Raw genomic sequence first — 20,142 nt, 5'->3', positions numbered from 1 at the left:
CCGTAGTCAACGAGCAGCGGGGCAGGAGCCGGCTTTTATTTGATGCTACGGGTTTACAGGCTGGCGATGTCGATGACGAAGCGGTAGCGCACGTCGCCTTTCACCATGCGCTCATAGGCCTGGTTGATGTCCTGGATGTTGATGAGCTCAATATCGGACACAATGTTGTGCTCGGCGCAGAAGTCCAGCATCTCCTGGGTTTCGGCAATGCCGCCGATGGTCGAGCCCGACACGCTTTTGCGGCCCGGAATCAGGGCGAAGGCCGGAATTTCCAGGGGCTTGGGCGGAGCGCCCACCAGAATATGGGTGCCGTTGGTTTTGAGCAGCGACAGGTACAGCGGAATGTTGTGGTCGGCCGCTACCGTGTCCAGGATGTAGTCGAAAGACCCTTGCACGGCCTTGAGCTGCTCCTCGTCGGATGTCACCACAAAGTGGTGGGCACCCAGGGCTTTGGCGTCGGCTTCCTTGGTGGGCGAGGTGCTGAGTACGGTTACTTCGGCCCCAAAGGCCACGCCGAACTTGACGCCCATGTGGCCCAGGCCGCCCAGGCCCACTACGGCCAGCTTGTGGCCTTTACCTACGCCCCAGTACTTCAGGGGCGAGTAGGTGGTAATACCGGCGCAGAGCAGCGGGGCTACGGCCGCCAGATCGAGCTTGTCGGACACACTGACCACGAACTCCTCGCGCACCACGATGGTGTTGGAGTAGCCGCCGTAGGTTGGCACGCCGTCCCGGCCCAGGTTGTTGTAGGTCTGGGTGTTGCCTTCCACGCAGTACTGCTCCAGGCCGTCTTTGCAGTTGTAGCACACCTGGCAGGAGTCGACCATGCAGCCCACGCCGGCCAGGTCGCCCTGCTTGAATTTCTTCACATGGTCGCCGACTTGAACGATGCGGCCCACGATTTCGTGGCCGGGCACCATGGGGAAGATGCCGGGAAACCATTCGTTGCGGATCTGGTGCAAATCGGAGTGGCACACGCCGCAGAAGTGGATTTCAATCTGCACGTCGTGCGGGCCGACGTCGCGGCGCTCGAAGGTCCAGGGCGCGAGGTCAGTTTCGGGGCTTTGGGCCGCGTAGGCTTTCGTTTCAATCATGAGAAGGAGGTTTGGTTTGGTAGTAGGGAAATGAGTAGCGACAAAACTAGGAGCCTGGGAAAAGTGCTCAGGGTCCTAATCCTTTAGAGGGAAATTTACTTAGTGGTCGAAGCGGTACTTGAGCCAGACCACGTCATTATCGAGCTGCTCTACCTGGGTGAGGTGCAGGCGGGTGGCGGGGCCTTTGGTCAGGTACTCACTGACTTCAAAGGTCGTCGGCGACTTGGGTGTGCCATCGGCCAGGGGCAGCACCAGCAGGCTGAGCTCGTCGATGAGGCCGGCGTTGAGCAAGGACCCGTTCAGGTGGCCGCCGCCTTCGAGCATCAGCGTTTCGATGGGAAACAGGGCGGCCAGCTGCTCCAGAACGGAGGCAAAATCGACTTCCGTTTTCCCGGCAAACAAGTAGGAAATCTGCTTTTGCTGCAAGTAGTACAGGTAATCGTCGCTCACCTGCTCGGTCAGCACCTCGATGATATGGTCGCCGCCGGTTTCGTTCGTGTCCCAGCCCAGCTTGCCGTGGGCATCGACGGCAATGGCGAAGGAAGTAGCGGCTTTATTGCCGATAAACGGCTCCCGGGCAATAGGCTGGGGCGGGGCCTGGGGCGCGGGCTGCACGCCGCCCGAAAAGTCGCGCTCCATAGTGATGCGCCCGCACATCCAAGCCTGGCTGGTAAACGTGACGTGGTACTTCTCGAAGTAGCCGGCAAAGGTGTCGTAGATTTCCTGGTCCTGCCAGTTGCTCGACAGGATTTTGCCGTCCACCGACGACATCATGTGGCAAATTACGTGGGGTCTTTTCATAGCGGGCTTATACGGCCACGGCGGCCGTGCGGCGGAAGGTAAGCGGGGTGGTGGCGGTATGCTTTTTGAAAAAGCTGTTGAAGTACGTCGGGTACTCGAAGCCCAGGCTATAGGCAATGTCGGCCACGCTCCAGTCGGTGTGGGCCAGCAGCAGCTTGGCTTCGGTTACGAGCCGCTCGTTGATGTGGGCCGAGGTCGGTTTGCCAGTCACTTCCCGCACCATGGCGTTGAGGTGGTTGACGTGCACGGCCAGGCGGTCGGCGTAGTCGCCGGGGCTTTTCAGCACCGGCTCCCGCCCCTGAGCCGTCACGGGAAATTGCACCTCCAGCAGATTCATAAACAGCGAGGTAATCCGCTCGGCGGCATTGGCCGGCGCGTGCTGGGCCGAGGCCGGCTGCAGGCGGGCCGCCTCGTGGATGATGATGGAGAGCTGGTTGCGCAGCAAATCGTCGCGGTGGGCGTAGTCCGAGGCCAGGTCGCGCCGCATGCGGGTAAAGGCGTCGGTGAAGTAGCGCAGCTGCTCGGCATCGAGGAAGTACACTGGGTTGCCGTCCACTTTGTAGAGCACCGTGTCTTTGAGACTCACGCCCCGCATGGCCGAGTGCAGAAAGGCCTCGGAAAAGCAGCAGATGTGGCCCTGCTGCTCGGCTTGCCCAATGATATCCCAGGCGTAGGGAATCAGGCGGTTAGTAAACACCAGCGCGGGTCGGTCGATGACGAAGCTGCGGGTGGCGTAGTGCAACTCGTTGCTGCCTTCCTGCACCAGCACCACCTTGAACAGGTCGTGGCGGTTGAAGTTGCCCATGCCGCAGCGGGCTTCCTGCATAGTTACCAGGTCCACGTCGTGGACGGCCGGATACGTGGCGGTGGAAGGGGCAAGTCGGGCGTCGGGCATCAGGTAGCAGAGCGCCTTGGTGAGCCGACGCCGTTGGTGAGAGCCTATAACAGCGCCGCGGAGTTGGGGTTTCATTTCCGTCAAGAAGAAAATTGCGCCCGGCCCGCTACGAGTTGTCGTCGCCGTGTCTAGTGCTCCCGGCTGCTGCGCTACTTGTAGCTGTTATACTCCTGGTCAGTCACGGCCCGGCCCCAGCTGACGACACCCTTCTCGGTGTTGACATTGAGGGCAATGTGGCTCAGCGCCTGCTGGGGCGAGGCGCCGTGCCAGTGCTCCACACCCGGCTGGGCCTTCACTACGTCGCCCCGGCGCAGCAGCCGAATGGGCTGGCCCTTTTCCTGGTAGTAGCCCACCCCGTCGGTAACCATCAGAATCTGGCCGGCCGGGTGGGTGTGCCAGTTGGAGCGGGCCCCCGGTGTAAACGTGACGCTGCTGCTCACGCAATTAAAGGTGGGCTCGTCTTTGACCAAGGGGTAGACGTACACCTCGCCGGTAAAATTCTGGGCCGGAGCCCGCTCACCCTTCGGGAAAACCGGGGTTGGCACCGCACCCGTTTGGGCCGCCGGTTGCGGAGAGGTCTGGGCGTAGTTGGGGAGGATAATTCCAACGACTAGGGTGGCCGTGACCAAAGCAAGACGTTTCATGGCAAAAATCGAAAGGTGAGTTAAAGACACTCGGCTGCACCGGCCGCGGTCCGGCCTTACAGGTGCTTGACGACCCGCGCCGGCACGCCGGCCACGATAGTGTTAGGCGCCACGTCTTTGGTAACAACGGCGCCGGCGCCCACAATGGCGTTTTCGCCGATGGTGACGCCGGGCATCACCGTCACGTTGGCCCCAATCCAGGCGCCGTGCCTGAGCACGATGGGCAAGGAAATGGTGCTGCGCCGCTGCCCGGGCTCGGTGGGGTGGTTGGTGGTAATCAGGTTCACCTTGGGGCCCACCAGCACGTTGTCTTCCAGCGTGATGCCGCCCCGGTCCATGAAGGTGCAGGCGTGGTTGACGAAGACGTTCTTGCCAATGCGGATGTTGTGGCCGAAGTCGGTGTAGAAGGGCGGAATAAAGAAAAACGAGGCATCCACCGGCTTGTTGATCAGCTCACTAAACACGCGGTTGACCTGCTCGTTGCTTTCCACCGTCAGGGCGTTCAGCTCCGAGGTCAGCCGGATGGCCTTGCGGATGATGGCGTAAATCTGCGGGTAGTCCGGGTCGTCGAGGGAAATGACTTCGCCGGCCAGCTCCCGCTCAAAGATGCTTCGGGGTTGGGTTTCCATATACTAGTAGTAACATGTAGCGCTTGGCAAAAGCGGTTTAGAACACTCGTAAGCGCGGGTGGCTGGGTATAGAACAGCTACTGCTTTACTTGCACGGCCGGCACCAGCGGCACGGTCTCCACAAGTTCGAGCGACTTGACCATTTCCTTGGTGCCGTTCTTGTACTTGAGAAAGTGCGGCGTCAACAGGTGGGCCCGGTAGGCCTCGTTGCTGGCGTAGATTTCCAGAATCGTAATGCGGGTCGGGTTGGCTTTTTCCGACACGGCGTAAAGAGTCAGCACGCCGGGCTCAAGGCGCAGGAAATTCTCGATTTCCTCTTTCAGAGCGGCTTTATACCGCTCCAGCTGCGCCGGATGGATTTCGAGCTTCGCCAGCCGCACGAGCTGCCCGCTCGGCGGGGCCTGAGCAGCGGCGCGGCGGCCACTCAGCAAGGTCAGCAGCCCGGCGGTAAGCAGGAAAGCCAGGCGGCGGGAAAACACGTGCTTAGGCATGACAAGTAAGGTTACTGCGGTTGTGTTTCAGGTAAGTATGTCGAATTGCTCAGGCATTAGCCGCTCAGGCGTAGCTGGCCCTTGACCCGGCAGGTCGAGCACGGTTGGCATAGGTCAGGAGTGAGCTGCCTGGTATTCTTCGTCGGTAACCGGGGCGCCCCAGTCGGCCACGCCGTTGCTGGCGCCGGGGTTAATGGCCAGGTGGGTGAAGCGGCCGTTGGCCGTAGCCCCGTGCCAGTGTACCACGCCGGGCGCAATGCTGACCGCCTCGCCGGGGTGCAGCAGCCGGGCCGGCTGGCCTTGCTCCTGGTAGTAGCCCGAGCCGGCCGTCACGACCAGAATCTGGCCGCTGGGGTGGGAGTGCCAGTTGTTGCGGGCCCCGGCCTCGAAGGTTACGTCGCCCACGGTGCAGTCTGTCGGGTTGCCGGCCGAAACCAGCATCTTAACCCAGGCTACGCCGGTGAAATTGTCGGCTGGGGCTTGCGTAGCGCCCTGTGGTGCCGACGGCAGTTGTTCTTGGTGGCTCATAGCGTTGCTTTATGACTCGATGATACAAGCACTTACGTGGCACTGGATTACTCAGGCAAAGGTCCTGGCGGCCGGCGCGGAATAAAAAAACGATTCAAACGAGTTGCTATACAATCCAAAGAATGCCGCTCACCCGGCGACGTAATTGGGTGAAGCTGGGCTGCGCGGGTTTCCGTGTTCCGGTCTTACCTTCGTCGCCCATTTAGTTTTTGCCCGATGAACAAAGCTTTTGGCCTAGCAGCAGTCCTGGCGGGCCTGCTCAGCCACCACGCGGCTTCCGCCCAAACCCCCGGCACCTGGGGCAACTGGTTTATTGGCACCGTCGTGCTGCCGGGCAGCGTGGAGAAGAAATGGGGCGGCTACGTGGAAGCGCAGGCCCGCACCAATGGCCTGTTTCGGCAATATTTCTACAACGAGCTCAAGGGCGGGCTGAGCTACGACCTGGACAAGAATTTCACCGTGCTGCTGGGTGGGGGCCGCTACAGCACCTTCGATGAGCCCGGGCCCATTAACCTGGAAAAGCGCCTGTGGCAGCAGCTGGTTATCAACCAGTTTTTGGACCGCATCAAGCTCGAGCACCGCTATAGGGTGGAGCAGCGCTGGCTGACGTACCGCGCCGAAGACAGTACTGCGTTTCGGCAGCGCCTGCGCTACCGCCTCAACGCCTTTCTGCCCCTGTTTCACCACACCATCACCAACAAGACCCTGTTCTTGTCGGTCTACGACGAGATATTTCTGAATCCGAAGGGGCCGGTATTTGAGCGTAACCGCGCCTACGCCGGCCTGGGCTACCAGTTTACCAAGCAGCTCAACGTGCAGGTGGGCTGGCTGCGGCAGGCCAACTACAGCCAGCCCAGCGTAAAGCAGGGCCAGCTGCGGCCCTTGAGCGTGTCGCCGAAAAACAACCTGATCCTGACGGTGATTTTCCGGCTGGCCCACCGCGACTCGACGCCCTTGCCTGAGTCGGTGCCTTCCCAGCAAGATTAGGCCGAACTAAGTGCTGAGGTTGTTGGGCGTGAAGCAGTTGGTTTGTGCAGTAGTAGAAGCTTTGCGCCGGTAGATACTCGGGCCTGCTGAATGGCAAAGCAGAACAGTGGAAAATTGTGCCCGGGGCTTATCTTGCGCTCCAGCCTTTGCTTTTCTTCTCCCACCTCCGCGCTACCAGCCATGCAGCCCCTGATTTCCGCCTCAGAACTCTCGCACCGTCTTGCCACCGAGCCACTCGTGCTGCTCGATGCCCGCTCGGGCCCCGACGCCCGGGCCCGGTACCAGGCGGCCCACTTGCCTGGGGCCTTGTTCGTGGATCTGGAGCGGGATCTGGCCCACCCCACCGACAATGCTGCCCAGGGCGGGCGCCATCCGCTGCCTCCAGTCCGGGATTTTTCCCACCTGCTGGGCTGTCTGGGCATAAGCCCCGAAACGCCCGTGGTGGTGTACGATGATAAAAGCGGGGCCAACGCCGCGGCCCGCACCTGGTGGATGCTGCGGAGCGCTGGCCACGCGGCCGTGCAGGTCCTCGACGGCGGCCTTTCGGCGGCCCAGGCCGCCGGCCTGGCTCTGACCGATGCTGTGGAGCAGTCGAGTCCCGTATCACCTTACCCGCTGACTGGCTGGCAGCTGCCCCTGGCACCCACGGCCAAGGTGCAGGAAGCGTCCGAAACCGGCTCGGCCCTGATTATCGACGTGCGTGAAGCCCCGCGCTACCGCGGCGAAACCGAGCCCATCGACTTGGTGGCCGGTCATATTCCCGGGGCCCGCAATGTGCCCTTCGCCGGTAACCTTGATGCTGCGGGGCAGTATTTGCCCGCCGCTGAGCTGCGCCAGAAATACGAAGCTGTGCTGGACGGACGCCCCGCCGAGCAGGTTATCGTGCACTGCGGCTCAGGCGTCACGGCCTGCCACACCCTGCTGGCCTTCGACCAGGCCGGCCTACCTATTCCCCGCCTCTACGTGGGCTCCTGGAGCGAATGGTCCCGCAACGATTTCCCCCAGGCCACCGGGGAGGAATAAGCTAGTAGTTGCTGGTTGTTCGTTGTCAGTTGTTCGTTCGGGCTGACGCCTGCTCCTAACAACTTACAACTGACAACTACTTCCGTAAGCCGTTGAGCAGCAGCGTTAGGGTATACGTCATTTTTTCCTGTATTGGGGCATAGTCCACTTCCTGGGCAAAGCGGGTGCGGGAGCGTTGCACAGCCTCGTGCTTGATGCCGTCGGCTACGGCCAGCAGGGCATCGGCGGCCCGCTCGGGCTGCAGCTTCAAAAACTCCCGGTCTGTGACACCCTCCTGCAGGAGCTGGCTGAGAAAGGCTAGCTCCTGCTCGCGCACAGCCTGGTACACGTCGTCGAACATGGGCTCCAGGCGCTGCAAACTCTCGATGCTGAGCTGGTGCAGATTCAGCACCTGGCGGTAGTAATCGAGGCGACCGGTGAGGTAGGCCAGGATTTTATCGGCGGCCCGGGTCAGGGGCTGCACTTGATCCTGCAGGTCACTGAGGTAGCGCTCGGCCTCGCGCAGCACCACCTGGATGAAGAGGTCTTCCTTGTTTTTATAGTAATAGTACAGCGACGCTTTGTTGAGTCGAGCCGCATCGCCGATGTCCTGCAGAGTAGTCTTGTCGTAGCCGAAGCGGCTGAAGCACTGCGTTGCTGCCTGCAGAATCTGATTACGCTTGTCGTCCCGTTTGCCTGTCATGATATGACAAATGTAGCATAGGTATTCATACATTCAAACAATAGGTAAGATTGTTTGAAAATTTGAAAGGTAGAGTGCGTGCTTTCTGCAAGAAAATGATAATGCACTGTAGTGCAATAAGTTGGCGTGTTAGCTGGCAACCGGTGTTTCAGCGGGCAGTACCCGAACCGTGTCGCCCACGCGCAGGATTCCACCCTGAATGATGCGGGCCGTGAGGCCGCCGTGGCCCCGCATGGCGTTGTAGCCACCGGGCCCCAGCTCTTCCTCCATGCGGGAGCAGGGGTGGCACTCCCCGGTAATTTCCAGAATAACTTCCTCGCCCAGCTGCACGCGGCGGTTTTTCAGCGCCAGCAGGTTCAGGCCGCTGACCACCAGATTGCGCCGCAGTCGGCCGGGGTCCACGGGCTGCTCCCGACCCAGAAAGCCCGCCACGGCGTGCAGGTGCTCATGCTGAATCAAGGTTACCTGCCGCTTACCCCCGGTTTTCACCCGGGCATGGTCGCCCTGCAGGCGGGCATCGGTCAGCACCTCCACCTCAGACAAGCTCAGCAGCGGCTCGCGCCGTACTGGCCGGATGCCAATCCACTCGACGCGGCCCTGCTGGGGCAGGGTGGCCAGCATTTGCGCAATTTTCGATTTGTCGTCGCCGAAGAAGGGGAAGGCCATGGGAGGGAAGGATTGGGGAAAACACCTGGGGCTACGAAGGTAGAAACAAACCAGTACGTCTGGCCGCAGTCCAGTGCTGGACCAGAGCAGGGATTCTGAACAATAGAAGAACAAAATATAGCTATTGTCCTAAAATCAATGAGCTTTTGCTTAACTATGTGGCCTTTGTTTTAGCCCTTCACTTTCTGCAAGTTACTTATGAAGCAACCTCTACTCTTTATCTCCGCCTTGCTGCTGCTACTGGGGCTGTTGGCCACATCCAGCGCGCAGGCATCTCACATTCAGGCCGCCGAAATTTCCTACCTGCCCCTGGGTGGTAGCCAGTACAAAGTCTACTTTCGGGTGTACCGCGACTGTGGTGGGGCCTTGTTTAATTCCATTAACCCCCGGCTGGTGTATCGGACCACCGCCTGTAGCACCACGCCGGGCTCAGATCTGGCTATGACGCTGGTCAGCGGCTCTTATCACATCGGGAACGATTACTGCAGCACCGTTGGCGCTCCCTGCGGCTCAGGATTGCCGACCAATTATGAAACCGGTCTGTTCGAAACCACCATTACGCTGCCAGCCGGGCAGTGGACGCTCAGCGTGACGCTCAACGCCCGCCCTACACTTGGCAACGTGAATGCGGGCAGCGGGGATATATATACGGAAGCCACGCTCGACAACCGCAACGGTATTGTAAACGCCTCGCCGGTGTTTAGCAGCACATCCCAGGTTGTGTCGTTCGTGGGCTGGAACCTGCCGACTACCTTCAGTGAACAGGCCACGGACCCTGACGGCGACTCCCTGACGTACGAGCTGGTGGCGCCGCTGCTGGGCTGCTCCGAGCCGATAACCTACAAGTCGTTCGCCAGTGCCACCCTTGTGGACCCCGCGGACCCGACGTGCTATACGGCAGTCCCGGCCACCACGTATTCGCCCACGTTTCCGCTGATGTCGTTCAACGTGACCGGAGCCTGCCCGCTGCGGCAGATTCAGCCCTACTTTGATTTTAACCGCGCCAACGGGGCTATTACCATGCGTCCAGCGCTGTACAACTCCGCGGTGAACAGCCCCGATAACAAGAACGTGGTTGCTGTGAAAGTATCGGAATACCGCCGCAGCATTAATAGTCAGGGCCGGCAAGTGGTTACGCTGGTGGGTAGCATCCGCCGCGACATGCTGTTTACCGTCGTTGACTGCGGCAACAACCAGAACCCGGTTATTGCCCCGATTACGGTGAACAACAGCCCCGCAACCCAGCCCGTAACGGATGTTATTCCGGTGGTAGCCGGGCAATTGGTGAGCGTGCGTTTGCGCGGTACGGATGTCAATTCGGGCCAGGTTCTGACCATGTCCAGCAACGTGGAGCAAGTGTTGCCCAACTCCGAGTTTACGTCCGCGCCGCCCAGCGTGAGCCCCACAGTCCAGATTGACTGGATTCCGCCGCTGAGCCTGAGCCCCGGCCTCTACTACTGCACCGTAACTACCTCCGACAGCAACTGCCCCATCAAGGGCATACAAACTCAGACCCTGACCTTCCGCGTGAGCAGCCCCGCACTGGCCACCCAATCGGCCAAGGCGGCCATCGCCGTGGCGGCTGTGCCCACGCCGTTTCAAGCCCAGGTGAGCTTTACGTTGGCCCAGCCCGGGATACGGCCAGTGTTGGTATTCGACCAGTTGGGCCGTCAGGTTGCCACGCTGCAGAGTCTGCCTTCGGGCAGGTGCAGTGGCGCCCTGCGGCCAACGTTCCGGCTGGCCTATACTTGGCCCGCACCGCCGATGGCCGGCAGATAGCCCACCTGCTTCGCACCGACGCCGAGTAACGCATTACACCTCTTGAAAAAAGCCGGACCCTACTCAGGGTTCGGCTTTTTTGTGGTCAGCCCGCGGTTTACTCGCTAAACTGCCGGGCTACGAAGAAGGCAGCGCCGGCCGCCAGGGCCCCGATACCGGCCATTTTCAGGGCCCCGGTGATGGGCGGCTGCCCGGTGAGCCGGCTTTTCAAATAGCCAAATAGCAGCAGACACACCAGCGTAATCACAGCCGACCACAGTAGGCCCTCGGTGGGCGTGCTGGTCAGGAAATAGGCGCTCAGTGGAATCAGACCGCCTGCGGCATAGGCCAGACTAATAGTAGCAGCGCTTTTCGGGGCCTGGCGCGGGTCGGGCTTTTCCAGGCCCAGCTCGTACTTCATCATAAACTTGACCCACTGCCCGGGGTCGGCGGTGAGCTCCTGCACGGCCAATTCCCGGGTGGCTTCCGAGAGGCCAATTTCGGCCAGCAGGTCGCGCACTTCGGCCCGCTCCACATCGGGCAGCTCCTGTACTTCGCGGTACTCCCGGGCCAGTTCGGCCTCGTAGTGTTCCACCTCGGTGCGGCCCGCCAGGTAGCCGCCCAGTCCCATAGCAATGGAGCCAGCCACAATTTCAGCCAGCCCGGCCGTAATGACCAGCGCCGACGACTGCACGGCCCCGCTCAGGCCCGCGGCCAGGGCAAACGGTACGGTCAGGCCATCCGAGAGGCCAATCACAATGTCCTGCAGCATGGCCGAGCTGGTCAGGTGGTCTTCCGGATGCGGATGCGGGTGAGAATGAGCGGGCGGTGCCATAGTCCTCAATAACTGAAATAGCCAGATTCAGGGGGTGAAGTTAAGCCCGGATTCGGGTCTGGGGCTACGGTTGAGCCTGAACTGGGCCACAAAACCCGGAACCTAGCGCCGCATCCCGCGTAAAGCCTTGCAGTGGCCCCTCCGGCTGCCAATCATTTTCCGCTACTCTACCAATGGCTACCAAAGACACCATCACCAAAAAGCCCGCTGCTGCCAAAGCTGCCGCTGCCCCCAAAGCTTCTCCTACGGCCTCAACTGGTGCTGCCGCCAGCAACGGTAACGGCCAGGCTGTGCCCAGTGTGCAGCCCGTCCTCAACCAGCAGTTCAACGCCCCGGCTCCGCTTCAGAAGTACGGCACCGTGTCGCAGCGCCTGCCTATCGGGCTCGATGAAAAGACCCGCCAGGAAAGCGTAAACAACCTCAACCAGATGTTGGCCGACACCATTACGCTGCGTGACCTTTACAAAAAACACCACTGGCAGGTAGTAGGCCCTACCTTCTACCAGCTGCACCTGCTCTACGACAAGCATTATGAGGAGCAAAGCGTACTGGTCGATACCATTGCCGAACGCATCCAGATTCTAGGTGGCGTAGCAGTGGCTATGGCCCACGATGTGGCCGAACTGGCCAGCATTCCGCGCCCCCCGCGCGACCGGGAAGAAGCTCCCATCCAGGTGTCGCGATTGTTGGAAGCCCACCAGATCATTCTCAAGAACTGCCACGATTTTGCTAAGCAGGCTGATGACAGCGGCGACGACGGCACCAACGATTTGCTGGTAAGCGAAGTGCTACGCGCCAACGAAATGCAGGTGTGGTTCATCTCCGAGCACGTAGTCGATACGCCCCTGGCCCGCGCCGAGTAGGCTCACCGGCTCTGCCAAACAAAAGCCCGCTGTCCGTTCCGGATGGCGGGCTTTTAGTTTTGTAGCAGTCTGGAGAGAGCCCCAAAGACGGCTGTAGGGTTCCGGTAGAAAGAAAAAGTAAAATTTATTTCCAGTCTTTGTCCCTGAGTATTAGTTCATCAGCGGGGTGTTAAGGTGGTAAGAGGTTCTTTTTACCAGAAAAAACACTCGCCTACTTGCACCGTTTGGCCTAACCGGCTACTTTTGTCCCCACTTCGCCGCCTCAGCGAAGTCAGCAGCCCGGGGCTGCTGCAAGTGAGTACCGCTTTTTTTCCTCTGCGCACGTGGTGAAACTGGTAGACACGCCATCTTGAGGGGGTGGTGCCTTCGGGTGTGGGAGTTCGAATCTCCCCGCGCGCACAACGCCAACCGGCCGGTTCCTTTTCCAGGAGCCGGCCGGTTTTGCTTTTAGGGCTAATTTAGTCGCTGAAAACAGAGTGACTTGCCGACTTACACCCGCTCAAACGGATTGGCCGGCACAACCAGCACCACCCGTTCCCGCTCCACCACTACCTGCCCGGCCACCGCGCCCTTGCGCTTGCGCACAAACTTTTTGGGCGTCACGGTCACGGGGCAGAGCGAATCGTTTTTGCGGCGCGAGTACCAAGCCGCCAGCTGGGCCGCCCGCTCCACGACCGGCTCGGGCGTGGTGTGGCCGGCTTTCTGCTTGATGACCACGTGAGAGCCGGTTACGTCCTTGGCGTGCAGCCACAAGTCGTCCTTGTGGGCATAGCGCTGAGTAAGCAGGTCGTTATTTTGGGCGTTGCGGCCCACCAGAATGGTGTAACCGCTGTCGGTAAACACCTTGAAGGGAAGCTCGGCGGCTTCCTTAGCCTTGGTTTCGGGCTGCAGGTCGTGGGTTTTGCGCCAGGTGCGCAACGTGCGCAGGTCGGTAATGGCGGCCAGTTCCTCCAGGCGCTCCAGGCACCAGAGGGCTTCGGTTTCGCGCCGCTCGATGCGCTCCTGCAGCTGCTCGGTTTCAATCTTCTGGTTTTTGGCCTTGCGGTACAGGTTTTGGGCCGTGCGCTGGGGCGTTTCCGTCGTCTTGAGCTTGATGGTGCGCAGCTGGTTGTCCTGGTAAAAATCCACGACTTCCACCTGGGCGGCCCCGGCCGGAATATTGGTCAGGTTGGCCATAATCAGGTCGGCGGTTTGGCGGTAGCCGGCCGTGTGCTCCAGGGCGTAAAGGCGGGTACGGGCCTGGCTGGCGCTGATGGTAGCTTCCTCGGCCCGCTTTTCCAGTTCCTGCCGCACCTGCCGCAGCTCGTTTTCGTAGGCCCGGCGGCCCAGCGTTAGCGGCACAAACAAGCGCAGGGCCGCTACCGGGTTGGGAGCCAGGGTCTGCTCCACGTCGCCGACGGGCAGCAACGTCAGGCGGGTTTTGCCCTCAATGGCGGTCAGGTAAAAGTGGGGCGGGTTTTCGAGCCGGGCCACTACTTCCTGCACCAACTGCTGGCGAGTGGCTGCATCAGCTGCGTCGTAGCCGTGGGCGCGTAAGTAGCGTGGGGGCACGTCGCCCAGGGCCGGGTAGCTGCGCAGCGGGTTATGCGGGTCGGGGAGGGGCTCGGGGGCGGGGGCCAGGTCGGCATCAGCCAGGTAGCGCTGGTGAAACAGCTCGGCCGTGGCTTCGGGGGCGGCCCGGAATACGGCGTTGGGCCTCGGCCCGTAGAGCTTGAACTGTAGCGTCGCGCCGTCCCGAAAGTTGAGTTGGAGCACCCGGTCGTGGGGAAATACGCTGACATCGGCCACCTCCCGGCCCAGCAAGCCGGGCAACAGGTCTACCGAGTTGGTGCGGGCCCGGTGAAACGTTTCAGGCAGCGCCAGGGCCGTAAAACCGGCGGAGAGCTGAGTTTTGAACCAAAACTCGGCTTCGCCATTGGTCAGACCAATGACCAGCTCGTCTTTTTCTTGGGAAAAGCAGGTTACGACCCGAAAGCCAGCCAACTGCTGGGTAAGAGCCGGGGCCAGCTGGCGCAGAAAATAATAATTGTTGTGCATGATGGAAATAAAAACGGGCCTGGTGCCGCTACGCAAGGTAAAGCCAAATAGTACGAGGGCCACATGCAACCATTTGCCTGGGGCTTCGCTCACGCTACAGGGCCTGCGTGCGGGCCGCCGCTGCCACCTGTCACTATTGCCTGCATAATGAAATCAACAATACTCATATTGGCCTTGGCGCTGGGCCTTGGCGCCTGCCGGAAATCGACGGTCGTTCCCCAGGTCCCGGCCCCCGACTTTGCTGTCGACTTCGATAAGGACTTTGCTCTGCATTATCGTCAGCAGGCTTTTTTGCCCAGCACCAGCAGCCGGGAGCTTACCATTCAGCTCGAAGACCTGACTACCACGTACTGCCCTGAGGGTTTGCAGTGCATTGTGGGGCCGTCGGCCTGGCCCTTGCTGGCTATTACCGATGGGCAGGGCCAAACTCAGCAGTTGCGCCTCCCCGACGCGCCGCCGCGTTACCCCGGCGGCGCTTGGCTCGACACGACCAGCATCCGGGCCAACGGCTGCCGCTACCTGCTTACCTACACCGTGTGGGAGGTTGACAAACAGCCGGACAAAGGCAAGATGCCTGCTAAAGAGGATTGGGCGCTGTGGTTTAACGTGACAAAAGTCACCCAATAGCGTCGAAACCAGTAGCTCAAAGCCATCAGGGTGAAGCAGGAGCCAAAACCAAAACTGAGCCTATAACTCCGCCTCCGGCGCTGTTTGGGCTCAGTTTTCTGTGAAATTTGGCTATGCTCCTGGATACTACAGCTCCACCTGCAGCCCGTCGTAAGCCAAGCGGATAAAATCGGGTAGGGTAGCTTCCACTTCGCGGTGCTTGCCCAATTGGTGCCCGATGTGGGTGAGGTAGCCCACACGCGGGGCCAAATCCGTTAGAATACCCACGGCTTCGGACAGGGAAAAGTGGGAAATGTGCTGCTCGTGGCGCAGAGCATTCAGCACGATGATTTCCGAGCCCCGTACCCGCTCCAGCGACTCTTCCGACAGGTAGTTGGCGTCAGTGATGTAGGTAAAATTGCCGATACGGTAGCCCAGCACGGGCAGCTTGTAGTGCATGGCCCGGATGGGGTGCACTTCCACGCCTTCCACCACAAAGCTTTCTGTGTCGCTCAGAATCGGCATGGTCTGCACCTTGGGCACGCCTGGGTACTTGTGTTCGGCAAAAATGTATTCGTATTCGCGCTTGAGCTGCTCCAGTACCCGGGGCTCGGCGTACACGGGCATGTCCTGCTGCTGCTTGAAGTTATAGGCCCGGATGTCGTCCATGCCGGCCGTGTGGTCCTTATGCTCGTGGGTAAACATCAACGCATCCAGATGGTCGATGCGGGCCCGTAGCACTTGCTGGCGGAAGTCCGGTCCCGAGTCGATAATCAGGCTTTTGCCCTGGGTTTGCACGTGTACCGACACGCGCAGGCGCTTGTCGCGGTAGTCCACGGAAGTACACACTGGGCAGTGGCACCCAATCATAGGCACTCCCTGCGACGTTCCCGTACCGAGAAAAGTAACTTGCACTTTGGTATAAGGTTGAATAATGAATGTTGACGTATGAATTGGCCGTTCAACGAAAGCTAGTAGGGTTTCAATTCATACGTCAACATTCATCCTTCAGAATTTCTACTCTAGCCAACGTACTGCTTTACCACGCGCACCAGGGCGTCGAAGTCCAGAGGTTTGGGCAGGTAGTCGGTAACGCCGGCTTCGCGGAACTGCTCCATGGAGTAGTTGTTGGCGTTGCCGGTGATGGCAATAATCGGAATCTGGGCGATGCGCGGGTCAGCGTTGCGGCGGATTTCGCGGGTGCACTCCATGCCGTCCTTTACCGGGATGTTGATGTCCATCAGCACGCAGTCGATGGGCTGGGCCTCCACTTGCTTGATGACTTCCCCGCCGTTTTTGGCCGATACGATTTGGTATTTCTGGAGCTCCAGAATTTTTTTGGTCAGGTTCAAAATAACAGAGCTATCCTCTGCTATCAGGATGGTTTTGGAATCAGCCATGGGAAAGAAAGTTTGGATTCGGTAGGGGGGAAGAAAGGTCAGTAAGAAGTACTACGGGAATTACGAGCCCTGGGTAACAGCCTGGTACGAATGCGTGAAGGCCGTGAAGTGCCGCATGATAGTGTTAAAATCTCGTTCTACGTGGTCAAGTTGGCCCTTTTTTAGGTCATGTTCCAAGCTTTTCACGCATTCGGCCAGCTCATTGATGCCCAAAGTGAAGCCTGTGCCCTTTAATTGGTGCAAATGCGGCAGAATCTGCTCATACTGCTTCTGGGCTACTAATTCCTGGGCTTCGATCAGCAGCTGCCCGGCTTCCTGCTCAAAGTCGCTGTAGAGCTGGGCGGCAAATTCGGCCCCGCCCAGCTGCCGCAGCTGTTCCACCACTTCGGGGTCAATGAAGGTGGTTTCGGCTGTTTGGGCCGGCTCCGGATCAGGGGCGCCGTAGGAGACTTCGGGCTCGGTCACGGCGGGCGGCGTTTCGGGGGCGCCGGAGAGGTGCAGGGCCGCCATGCGCTCGGCCGCCCCGGTCCAGCGCAGCAGCACGGCGTAGAGGTCCTGCGACTTCACCGGCTTGGAGATGTAGTCGTCCATGCCCTGCTGCACAAACCGCTCGGCGTCCTCCTTCATCGAGTAGGCCGTCATGGCCACGATGGGTGGGCACTGCCGGCCCAGGCGCTGCCGGATTTCGTTCATGGCCGTAATGCCGTCCATTTCGGGCATCTGGATGTCCATAAAAATCAGCTCGTACTCACCCGTGGGCGCGGTGGCCTTGCTGATGGCCTCAAACCCGTCGTTGGCCACGTCGATCTGGCAGCCCAGCTTGTCGAGCAGGCGCACGGCCACTTTCTGGTTGATGGGGTTGTCGTCGACGAGTAGCACCCGCGGGGCCGTTTCCAGGCGCAGGATTTCGTGGCTCCGGTCGCGCGAGGCTACGCGTTCCTGCACGATTTCCTCTTCGTTGTAGGCCACTCGGCAGCGCATCGTAAACCAGAAGGTCGAGCCGTCGTCGGTGTTGGAAATCATCCCGATTTCGCCGCCCAGCAGCTCGGCCAGCTGCTTGCTGATGGCCAGACCCAGGCCCGTACCACCAAAGGCCTTGGTGGGCGTGGTGTCGAGCTGGGTGAAGTTGGTAAAGAGCAGCTTGGCGTTGGCCGGCGAGATGCCGATGCCAGAGTCCTGCACGGCAAAGCGCAGGGTATGCTCCACGCCGTCGGTCGACACCGACGAGACGATGATGCTGACCGTGCCCGCCGACGTAAACTTGATGGCGTTGGAGGTCAGGTTCGAGAGAATCTGCAACACCCGAGTTTCGTCGGTGATAATGAAGCGCGGGGTGTGGGGCGTGATGAAGTAGGTGAACTTGAGCTTTTTCTGGTTGGCGCGGTTGGCAAACAAGGAGTGAATCTTGTCCAAGGTGTAGTGCAGGTCGATGCCCGACTCGTTGAGCTGCAGCTTGCCGGCCTGAATCTTGGACAGGTCCAGAATGTCGTTCAGAATGGTCAGCAGCGCGTCGCTCGACTTGCGCAGCGTGTCCACGTACTCTTCCTGCTCTTCCGAGGCCACAGTTTGGTGCAGCAGGTCAATCATGCCGATAATGCCGTTCATGGGCGTACGTAGCTCGTGGCTCATGTTGGCCAGGAACTGCGTTTTAGCTTCCAGAGCGGTTTCGGCCTCCTCCTTGGCCAGGCGCAGATCGTCCTGCATCTGCTTGAACTCGGTGATGTCGCGCCCAATGCCTTCGGTGCCGGCCGGTCCGTCGCTCACCCGCCGTGCATTTACCAGCACGCTCACCGCGTGCCCGTCCTTGTGGCGCATGTCGATTTCGATGTTGCGCGCCTCGCCGTAGTGCAGAATGTTATTTAGCAGCTCGTCGCGCTGCTCGGGCCGCACGTAATAGTCCAGGATGGGCGTCCCAATAACTTCCTCGGGTTGGTAGCCCAGCATGTCGTGTACCGAGGGGCTGACCAGCGTGAGCACGCCCTCACCATCGGTGCGGTAGTACACGTCCTGGAACGACTCGAAGATGGCCCGGAACTTCTCTTCCTGGGCCGCCAGCTCCAGCTGAGAGCGTTTTTTCTCGGTGATGTCGTGGGCCATGCCCGAAATTTCCTCGAACGTGCCGTCGTCGAGGTAAATCGGGTTGAGGTAGATTTCCCGCCAGGTATCCTGGCCGCGGGAGTCGCGCAGGCGCACCTCGAAGCGCTGGGGCTGGCCCTGAAACGCCCGGCGGTAGTTCTCGATAAATGCTTCGCGGGCGTCTTCCTCCATCATGCCCAGGTCGGCCTGCCAGAGGTTCACGTTCAGCGACGGATACACCCCGTTGCGGCGCAGGAAATAGGCCGAGTAGTTGCGGTTGAATGACGTGAGGCGGGAGTGCATGTCCACGGACCACATCAGGTGGGAGCCGCTCTCGAAAATGGCGTTTAGGCGGGCGTTTTGCTTGTTGATCTGGACCTCATTGCGCTTGCGCTCAATGGCCAGCGCCACTTGGTTGGAAATGAAGTGCAGAATCTCAATATCGGCTGCGGCGTAGGCATCGGCCTTGTGGTAGTCCTGCACGGCAATGACGCCGATAATCCGCTCCCCAATGCTCAGCGGCGAGCACAGCATGACTTCCGGCATCAGCCCGAAGGCCGTAATGGTGCCGTTGGCAATGAGCTCCTGCAGCTCCGACTTGAGCATGAACATCGGCCGCCCGGTGCGGATGATGTACTCCGACACCCCCGACGAAAACGGCCGCGACACCAGCCCCTGCTCGCCCTGAATGTTCTGGTCGACGAAGTAGCTGAACTGCAGCTGGGTGCGTGCGTCGTCGCAGAGGGCAATGTAGAAGTTATTGGTTTCGATAATCTTGCTCAGCTCCCGGTGAATAGCCCCGTAGAGCGACTGTAAGTCCTTGGAGCTGATGGCCAGGTTGGCAATGCTGTAGTATACCTTCTGCAGGCGCTCGGCCTTGATGCGGTCGGTAATGTCGTGCAGGATGGCGCGGGTGCTTACCGGCTCATCGTCCTGCCAGGAACACGAAATCGAGCCAATGAGGTGAATCGGCTTGCCGGTTTTGGTCAGGAAAACGGTTTCGAGCTTGTTGACTTTCTCACCCTTATACAGGTTGCGCAGCTGGTAGAGCAGCTTAGCCTTGTAGTAGGGGTGCACCACGTCGCCAAGGGTCATCTGGGCCAAGTCTTCGTCGCTGAAGCCCAGTTTTTCCTTCCAGGCCTTGTTCACGAACAGAAAGCGGTTGTCGATGCTCAGGTTCTGAATCAGGTCGTGGGCATTGTCCAGAAAGTCCTGTAGGCGGTGGCGGTTGTCGGTCAGGGCCCGGGCCGCCACGTGACGGTCGGTGTAGTCGCGGCCCACCACAAACATGCCGGTAACCTGGCCCTCCAGATCGTGGCAAAACTCGGCGTGCCAGTACACCATGCGCGTCTGCCCGGATTTGGTCACAATGGCGCGCTCGTAGAAATCCTGCAGCTTCTCGGTTTCGATGCAGGCTAAGTACGCCTGGCGCAGCTTTTCGCGCTCGACCGGCAAAGAGAAGGTATCATGAAAATTGCGCCCCAGCACTTCCTCGCGGGTGTACTCGGTGTAGTGCAGAAAAAAGTCGTTGACGTCCTCGATAGTACCGTGCCGGTCGGCCCGCACGTAGCTCAGATTGGTGCGACTGAGCAAATCCCGCAGGTGGGCCTGCGACAAATCCAGGGCCTGCTGCCGGGGCATGGTGTCGTTCGGGAGCCGCGTTTCCACCCCGTCGCGCAGGGTCAGCTGCACCCGCGCTTCGCCGTCGGGAGTGGCCACACGGTGCAGGGTGGCCGTGGCCTCTACATACGTGCCATCGGCCCGGCGCCCCGTCCAGCGCGTGGCGCAGCGGGAGCCGGTGCGGGCTGCATCCTGCACCGCCGTGCGTAGCGCCTCTTTCGAGGACCAGGAGCCAGCGGTCGGCTGCGGGGCGGCGAAGGCCATCAGGCCGGTCGCCAGCAGCTCGGCGCGGGTAGTGCCTAGCAGGCGCAGAGCGGTTTGGTTACAATCGACCAGCCCGCCCTGCTCGTCGTAGAGCAGGATGGCGTCGTAGGCTTCCTCGAACAGGGCGCGGTAGAAGTCGGCGGCTGGGGCCGCTACGGTTCCCGGTGCTGCAGCGTCAGCCGGTGGTACAGGATTAGTCGACATCGGGTAGAGTAGGCGGTCGGCGGGGAAGCATGGTCTGCC

Annotated in this window: 19 protein-coding genes and 1 tRNA gene; 6 read left to right on the top strand and 14 right to left on the bottom strand. The window is 60.4% G+C overall.

The window, feature by feature from the left end; genetic code table 11:
• Positions 1-53 precede the first annotated feature (53 nt).
• The 7 genes from MUN80_RS20945 to MUN80_RS20915 all read right to left on the bottom strand — a co-directional run bounded on the left by MUN80_RS20945 (position 54) and on the right by MUN80_RS20915 (position 5,082).
• Positions 54-1,094, bottom strand: coding sequence for an NAD(P)-dependent alcohol dehydrogenase (locus MUN80_RS20945; RefSeq protein ID WP_244715981.1), 1,041 nt, complete (start codon positions 1,092-1,094; stop codon positions 54-56).
• A 99-nt stretch (positions 1,095-1,193) separates the two neighbouring features.
• A complete protein-coding gene (locus MUN80_RS20940; RefSeq protein ID WP_244715980.1) occupies positions 1,194-1,895 on the bottom strand; it encodes a dihydrofolate reductase family protein in 702 nt (233 codons plus the stop codon).
• A gap of 7 nt (positions 1,896-1,902) precedes the next feature.
• Positions 1,903-2,865 carry a helix-turn-helix domain-containing protein gene (locus tag MUN80_RS20935; RefSeq protein WP_244715979.1) on the bottom strand — a complete coding sequence of 321 codons (963 nt, stop codon included), beginning with the start codon at positions 2,863-2,865 and terminating at the stop codon, positions 1,903-1,905.
• A gap of 74 nt (positions 2,866-2,939) precedes the next feature.
• On the bottom strand, positions 2,940-3,434 hold the full coding sequence (locus MUN80_RS20930; RefSeq protein ID WP_244715978.1) for a (R)-mandelonitrile lyase: 495 nt from the start codon (positions 3,432-3,434) through the stop codon (positions 2,940-2,942).
• 56 nt (positions 3,435-3,490) lie between these two features.
• Positions 3,491-4,063: a sugar O-acetyltransferase gene (locus MUN80_RS20925; protein ID WP_244715977.1), complete on the bottom strand. Its 573-nt coding sequence runs from the start codon at positions 4,061-4,063 to the stop codon at positions 3,491-3,493.
• 77 nt (positions 4,064-4,140) lie between these two features.
• The gene (locus tag MUN80_RS20920; RefSeq protein WP_244715976.1) at positions 4,141-4,554 is read right to left on the bottom strand and encodes a putative quinol monooxygenase; all 414 of its coding nucleotides are present in this window, start codon (positions 4,552-4,554) and stop codon (positions 4,141-4,143) included.
• Between the two features lie 114 nt (positions 4,555-4,668).
• The gene (locus tag MUN80_RS20915; protein ID WP_244715975.1) at positions 4,669-5,082 is read right to left on the bottom strand and encodes a cupin domain-containing protein; all 414 of its coding nucleotides are present in this window, start codon (positions 5,080-5,082) and stop codon (positions 4,669-4,671) included.
• A 216-nt stretch (positions 5,083-5,298) separates the two neighbouring features.
• Here MUN80_RS20915 and MUN80_RS20910 point away from each other — a divergent pair, with 216 nt between their 5' ends.
• Together MUN80_RS20910 and MUN80_RS20905 are read left to right on the top strand one after the other, a co-directional pair.
• Positions 5,299-6,069, top strand: a complete 771-nt coding sequence (locus MUN80_RS20910) for a DUF2490 domain-containing protein (protein ID WP_244715974.1) — start codon at positions 5,299-5,301, stop codon at positions 6,067-6,069.
• Between the two features lie 180 nt (positions 6,070-6,249).
• Positions 6,250-7,092 carry a sulfurtransferase gene (locus MUN80_RS20905; RefSeq protein WP_244715973.1) on the top strand — a complete coding sequence of 281 codons (843 nt, stop codon included), beginning with the start codon at positions 6,250-6,252 and terminating at the stop codon, positions 7,090-7,092.
• Between the two features lie 76 nt (positions 7,093-7,168).
• Here MUN80_RS20905 and MUN80_RS20900 read toward each other — a convergent pair whose 3' ends face one another.
• Entirely contained in the window at positions 7,169-7,774 is a 606-nt protein-coding gene (locus MUN80_RS20900; RefSeq protein ID WP_244715972.1) for a TetR/AcrR family transcriptional regulator, read from the bottom strand.
• Between the two features lie 129 nt (positions 7,775-7,903).
• A complete protein-coding gene (locus tag MUN80_RS20895; RefSeq protein ID WP_244715971.1) occupies positions 7,904-8,440 on the bottom strand; it encodes an MOSC domain-containing protein in 537 nt (178 codons plus the stop codon).
• Positions 8,441-8,638: 198 nt separating this feature from the next.
• Here MUN80_RS20895 and MUN80_RS20890 point away from each other — a divergent pair, with 198 nt between their 5' ends.
• Positions 8,639-10,219 carry a hypothetical protein gene (locus MUN80_RS20890; RefSeq protein ID WP_244715970.1) on the top strand — a complete coding sequence of 527 codons (1,581 nt, stop codon included), beginning with the start codon at positions 8,639-8,641 and terminating at the stop codon, positions 10,217-10,219.
• A gap of 97 nt (positions 10,220-10,316) precedes the next feature.
• On the opposite strand, the gene MUN80_RS20885 is transcribed toward MUN80_RS20890, so the two are convergent.
• On the bottom strand, positions 10,317-11,033 hold the full coding sequence (locus tag MUN80_RS20885) for a VIT1/CCC1 transporter family protein (protein ID WP_244715969.1): 717 nt from the start codon (positions 11,031-11,033) through the stop codon (positions 10,317-10,319).
• A 173-nt stretch (positions 11,034-11,206) separates the two neighbouring features.
• On the opposite strand from MUN80_RS20885, the gene MUN80_RS20880 reads away from it, so the two are divergent.
• Both MUN80_RS20880 and MUN80_RS20875 read left to right on the top strand, forming a co-directional pair.
• On the top strand, positions 11,207-11,896 hold the full coding sequence (locus MUN80_RS20880) for a Dps family protein (RefSeq protein ID WP_244715968.1): 690 nt from the start codon (positions 11,207-11,209) through the stop codon (positions 11,894-11,896).
• A 317-nt stretch (positions 11,897-12,213) separates the two neighbouring features.
• A tRNA-Leu gene (locus tag MUN80_RS20875) sits at positions 12,214-12,295 on the top strand.
• Positions 12,296-12,385: 90 nt separating this feature from the next.
• Here MUN80_RS20875 and MUN80_RS20870 read toward each other — a convergent pair.
• On the bottom strand, positions 12,386-13,933 hold the full coding sequence (locus MUN80_RS20870; RefSeq protein WP_244715967.1) for an NFACT RNA binding domain-containing protein: 1,548 nt from the start codon (positions 13,931-13,933) through the stop codon (positions 12,386-12,388).
• 147 nt (positions 13,934-14,080) lie between these two features.
• Here MUN80_RS20870 and MUN80_RS20865 point away from each other — a divergent pair, with 147 nt between their 5' ends.
• Positions 14,081-14,560: a hypothetical protein gene (locus MUN80_RS20865; protein WP_244715966.1), complete on the top strand. Its 480-nt coding sequence runs from the start codon at positions 14,081-14,083 to the stop codon at positions 14,558-14,560.
• A gap of 126 nt (positions 14,561-14,686) precedes the next feature.
• Here MUN80_RS20865 and MUN80_RS20860 read toward each other — a convergent pair whose 3' ends face one another.
• From MUN80_RS20860 to MUN80_RS20850, 3 genes are all read right to left on the bottom strand, one after another.
• Positions 14,687-15,454, bottom strand: coding sequence for an MBL fold metallo-hydrolase (locus tag MUN80_RS20860; protein WP_244715965.1), 768 nt, complete (start codon positions 15,452-15,454; stop codon positions 14,687-14,689).
• A 107-nt stretch (positions 15,455-15,561) separates the two neighbouring features.
• Complete coding sequence (locus MUN80_RS20855; protein WP_244715964.1) at positions 15,562-15,939, bottom strand: response regulator; 378 nt, start codon at positions 15,937-15,939, stop codon at positions 15,562-15,564.
• A gap of 60 nt (positions 15,940-15,999) precedes the next feature.
• Entirely contained in the window at positions 16,000-20,103 is a 4,104-nt protein-coding gene (locus tag MUN80_RS20850) for a PAS domain S-box protein (protein ID WP_244715962.1), read from the bottom strand.
• Between the last annotated feature and the right edge of the window lie 39 nt (positions 20,104-20,142).

The sequence above is a fragment of the Hymenobacter cellulosivorans genome (genome assembly GCF_022919135.1).
GTDB classification, from domain to species: Bacteria; Bacteroidota; Bacteroidia; order Cytophagales; family Hymenobacteraceae; genus Hymenobacter; species Hymenobacter cellulosivorans.
Note: the sequence above shows the minus strand (reverse complement) of the source record. Positions and strands in the feature narration are given on the sequence as shown.

Bases quoted from the DNA above. Each gene is read 5' to 3' on its own strand.
- MUN80_RS20945 (WP_244715981.1), bottom strand. From the start codon at position 1,094: ATGATTGAAACGAAAGCCTACGCGGCCCAAAGCCCCGAAACTGACCTC.
- MUN80_RS20940 (WP_244715980.1), bottom strand. From the start codon at position 1,895: ATGAAAAGACCCCACGTAATTTGCCACATGATGTCGTCGGTGGACGGC.
- MUN80_RS20935 (WP_244715979.1), bottom strand. From the start codon at position 2,865: ATGAAACCCCAACTCCGCGGCGCTGTTATAGGCTCTCACCAACGGCGT.
- MUN80_RS20930 (WP_244715978.1), bottom strand. From the start codon at position 3,434: ATGAAACGTCTTGCTTTGGTCACGGCCACCCTAGTCGTTGGAATTATC.
- MUN80_RS20925 (WP_244715977.1), bottom strand. From the start codon at position 4,063: ATGGAAACCCAACCCCGAAGCATCTTTGAGCGGGAGCTGGCCGGCGAA.
- MUN80_RS20920 (WP_244715976.1), bottom strand. From the start codon at position 4,554: ATGCCTAAGCACGTGTTTTCCCGCCGCCTGGCTTTCCTGCTTACCGCC.
- MUN80_RS20915 (WP_244715975.1), bottom strand. From the start codon at position 5,082: ATGAGCCACCAAGAACAACTGCCGTCGGCACCACAGGGCGCTACGCAA.
- MUN80_RS20910 (WP_244715974.1), top strand. From the start codon at position 5,299: ATGAACAAAGCTTTTGGCCTAGCAGCAGTCCTGGCGGGCCTGCTCAGC.
- MUN80_RS20905 (WP_244715973.1), top strand. From the start codon at position 6,250: ATGCAGCCCCTGATTTCCGCCTCAGAACTCTCGCACCGTCTTGCCACC.
- MUN80_RS20900 (WP_244715972.1), bottom strand. From the start codon at position 7,774: ATGACAGGCAAACGGGACGACAAGCGTAATCAGATTCTGCAGGCAGCA.
- MUN80_RS20895 (WP_244715971.1), bottom strand. From the start codon at position 8,440: ATGGCCTTCCCCTTCTTCGGCGACGACAAATCGAAAATTGCGCAAATG.
- MUN80_RS20890 (WP_244715970.1), top strand. From the start codon at position 8,639: ATGAAGCAACCTCTACTCTTTATCTCCGCCTTGCTGCTGCTACTGGGG.
- MUN80_RS20885 (WP_244715969.1), bottom strand. From the start codon at position 11,033: ATGGCACCGCCCGCTCATTCTCACCCGCATCCGCATCCGGAAGACCAC.
- MUN80_RS20880 (WP_244715968.1), top strand. From the start codon at position 11,207: ATGGCTACCAAAGACACCATCACCAAAAAGCCCGCTGCTGCCAAAGCT.
- MUN80_RS20870 (WP_244715967.1), bottom strand. From the start codon at position 13,933: ATGCACAACAATTATTATTTTCTGCGCCAGCTGGCCCCGGCTCTTACC.
- MUN80_RS20865 (WP_244715966.1), top strand. From the start codon at position 14,081: ATGAAATCAACAATACTCATATTGGCCTTGGCGCTGGGCCTTGGCGCC.
- MUN80_RS20855 (WP_244715964.1), bottom strand. From the start codon at position 15,939: ATGGCTGATTCCAAAACCATCCTGATAGCAGAGGATAGCTCTGTTATT.
- MUN80_RS20850 (WP_244715962.1), bottom strand. From the start codon at position 20,103: ATGTCGACTAATCCTGTACCACCGGCTGACGCTGCAGCACCGGGAACC.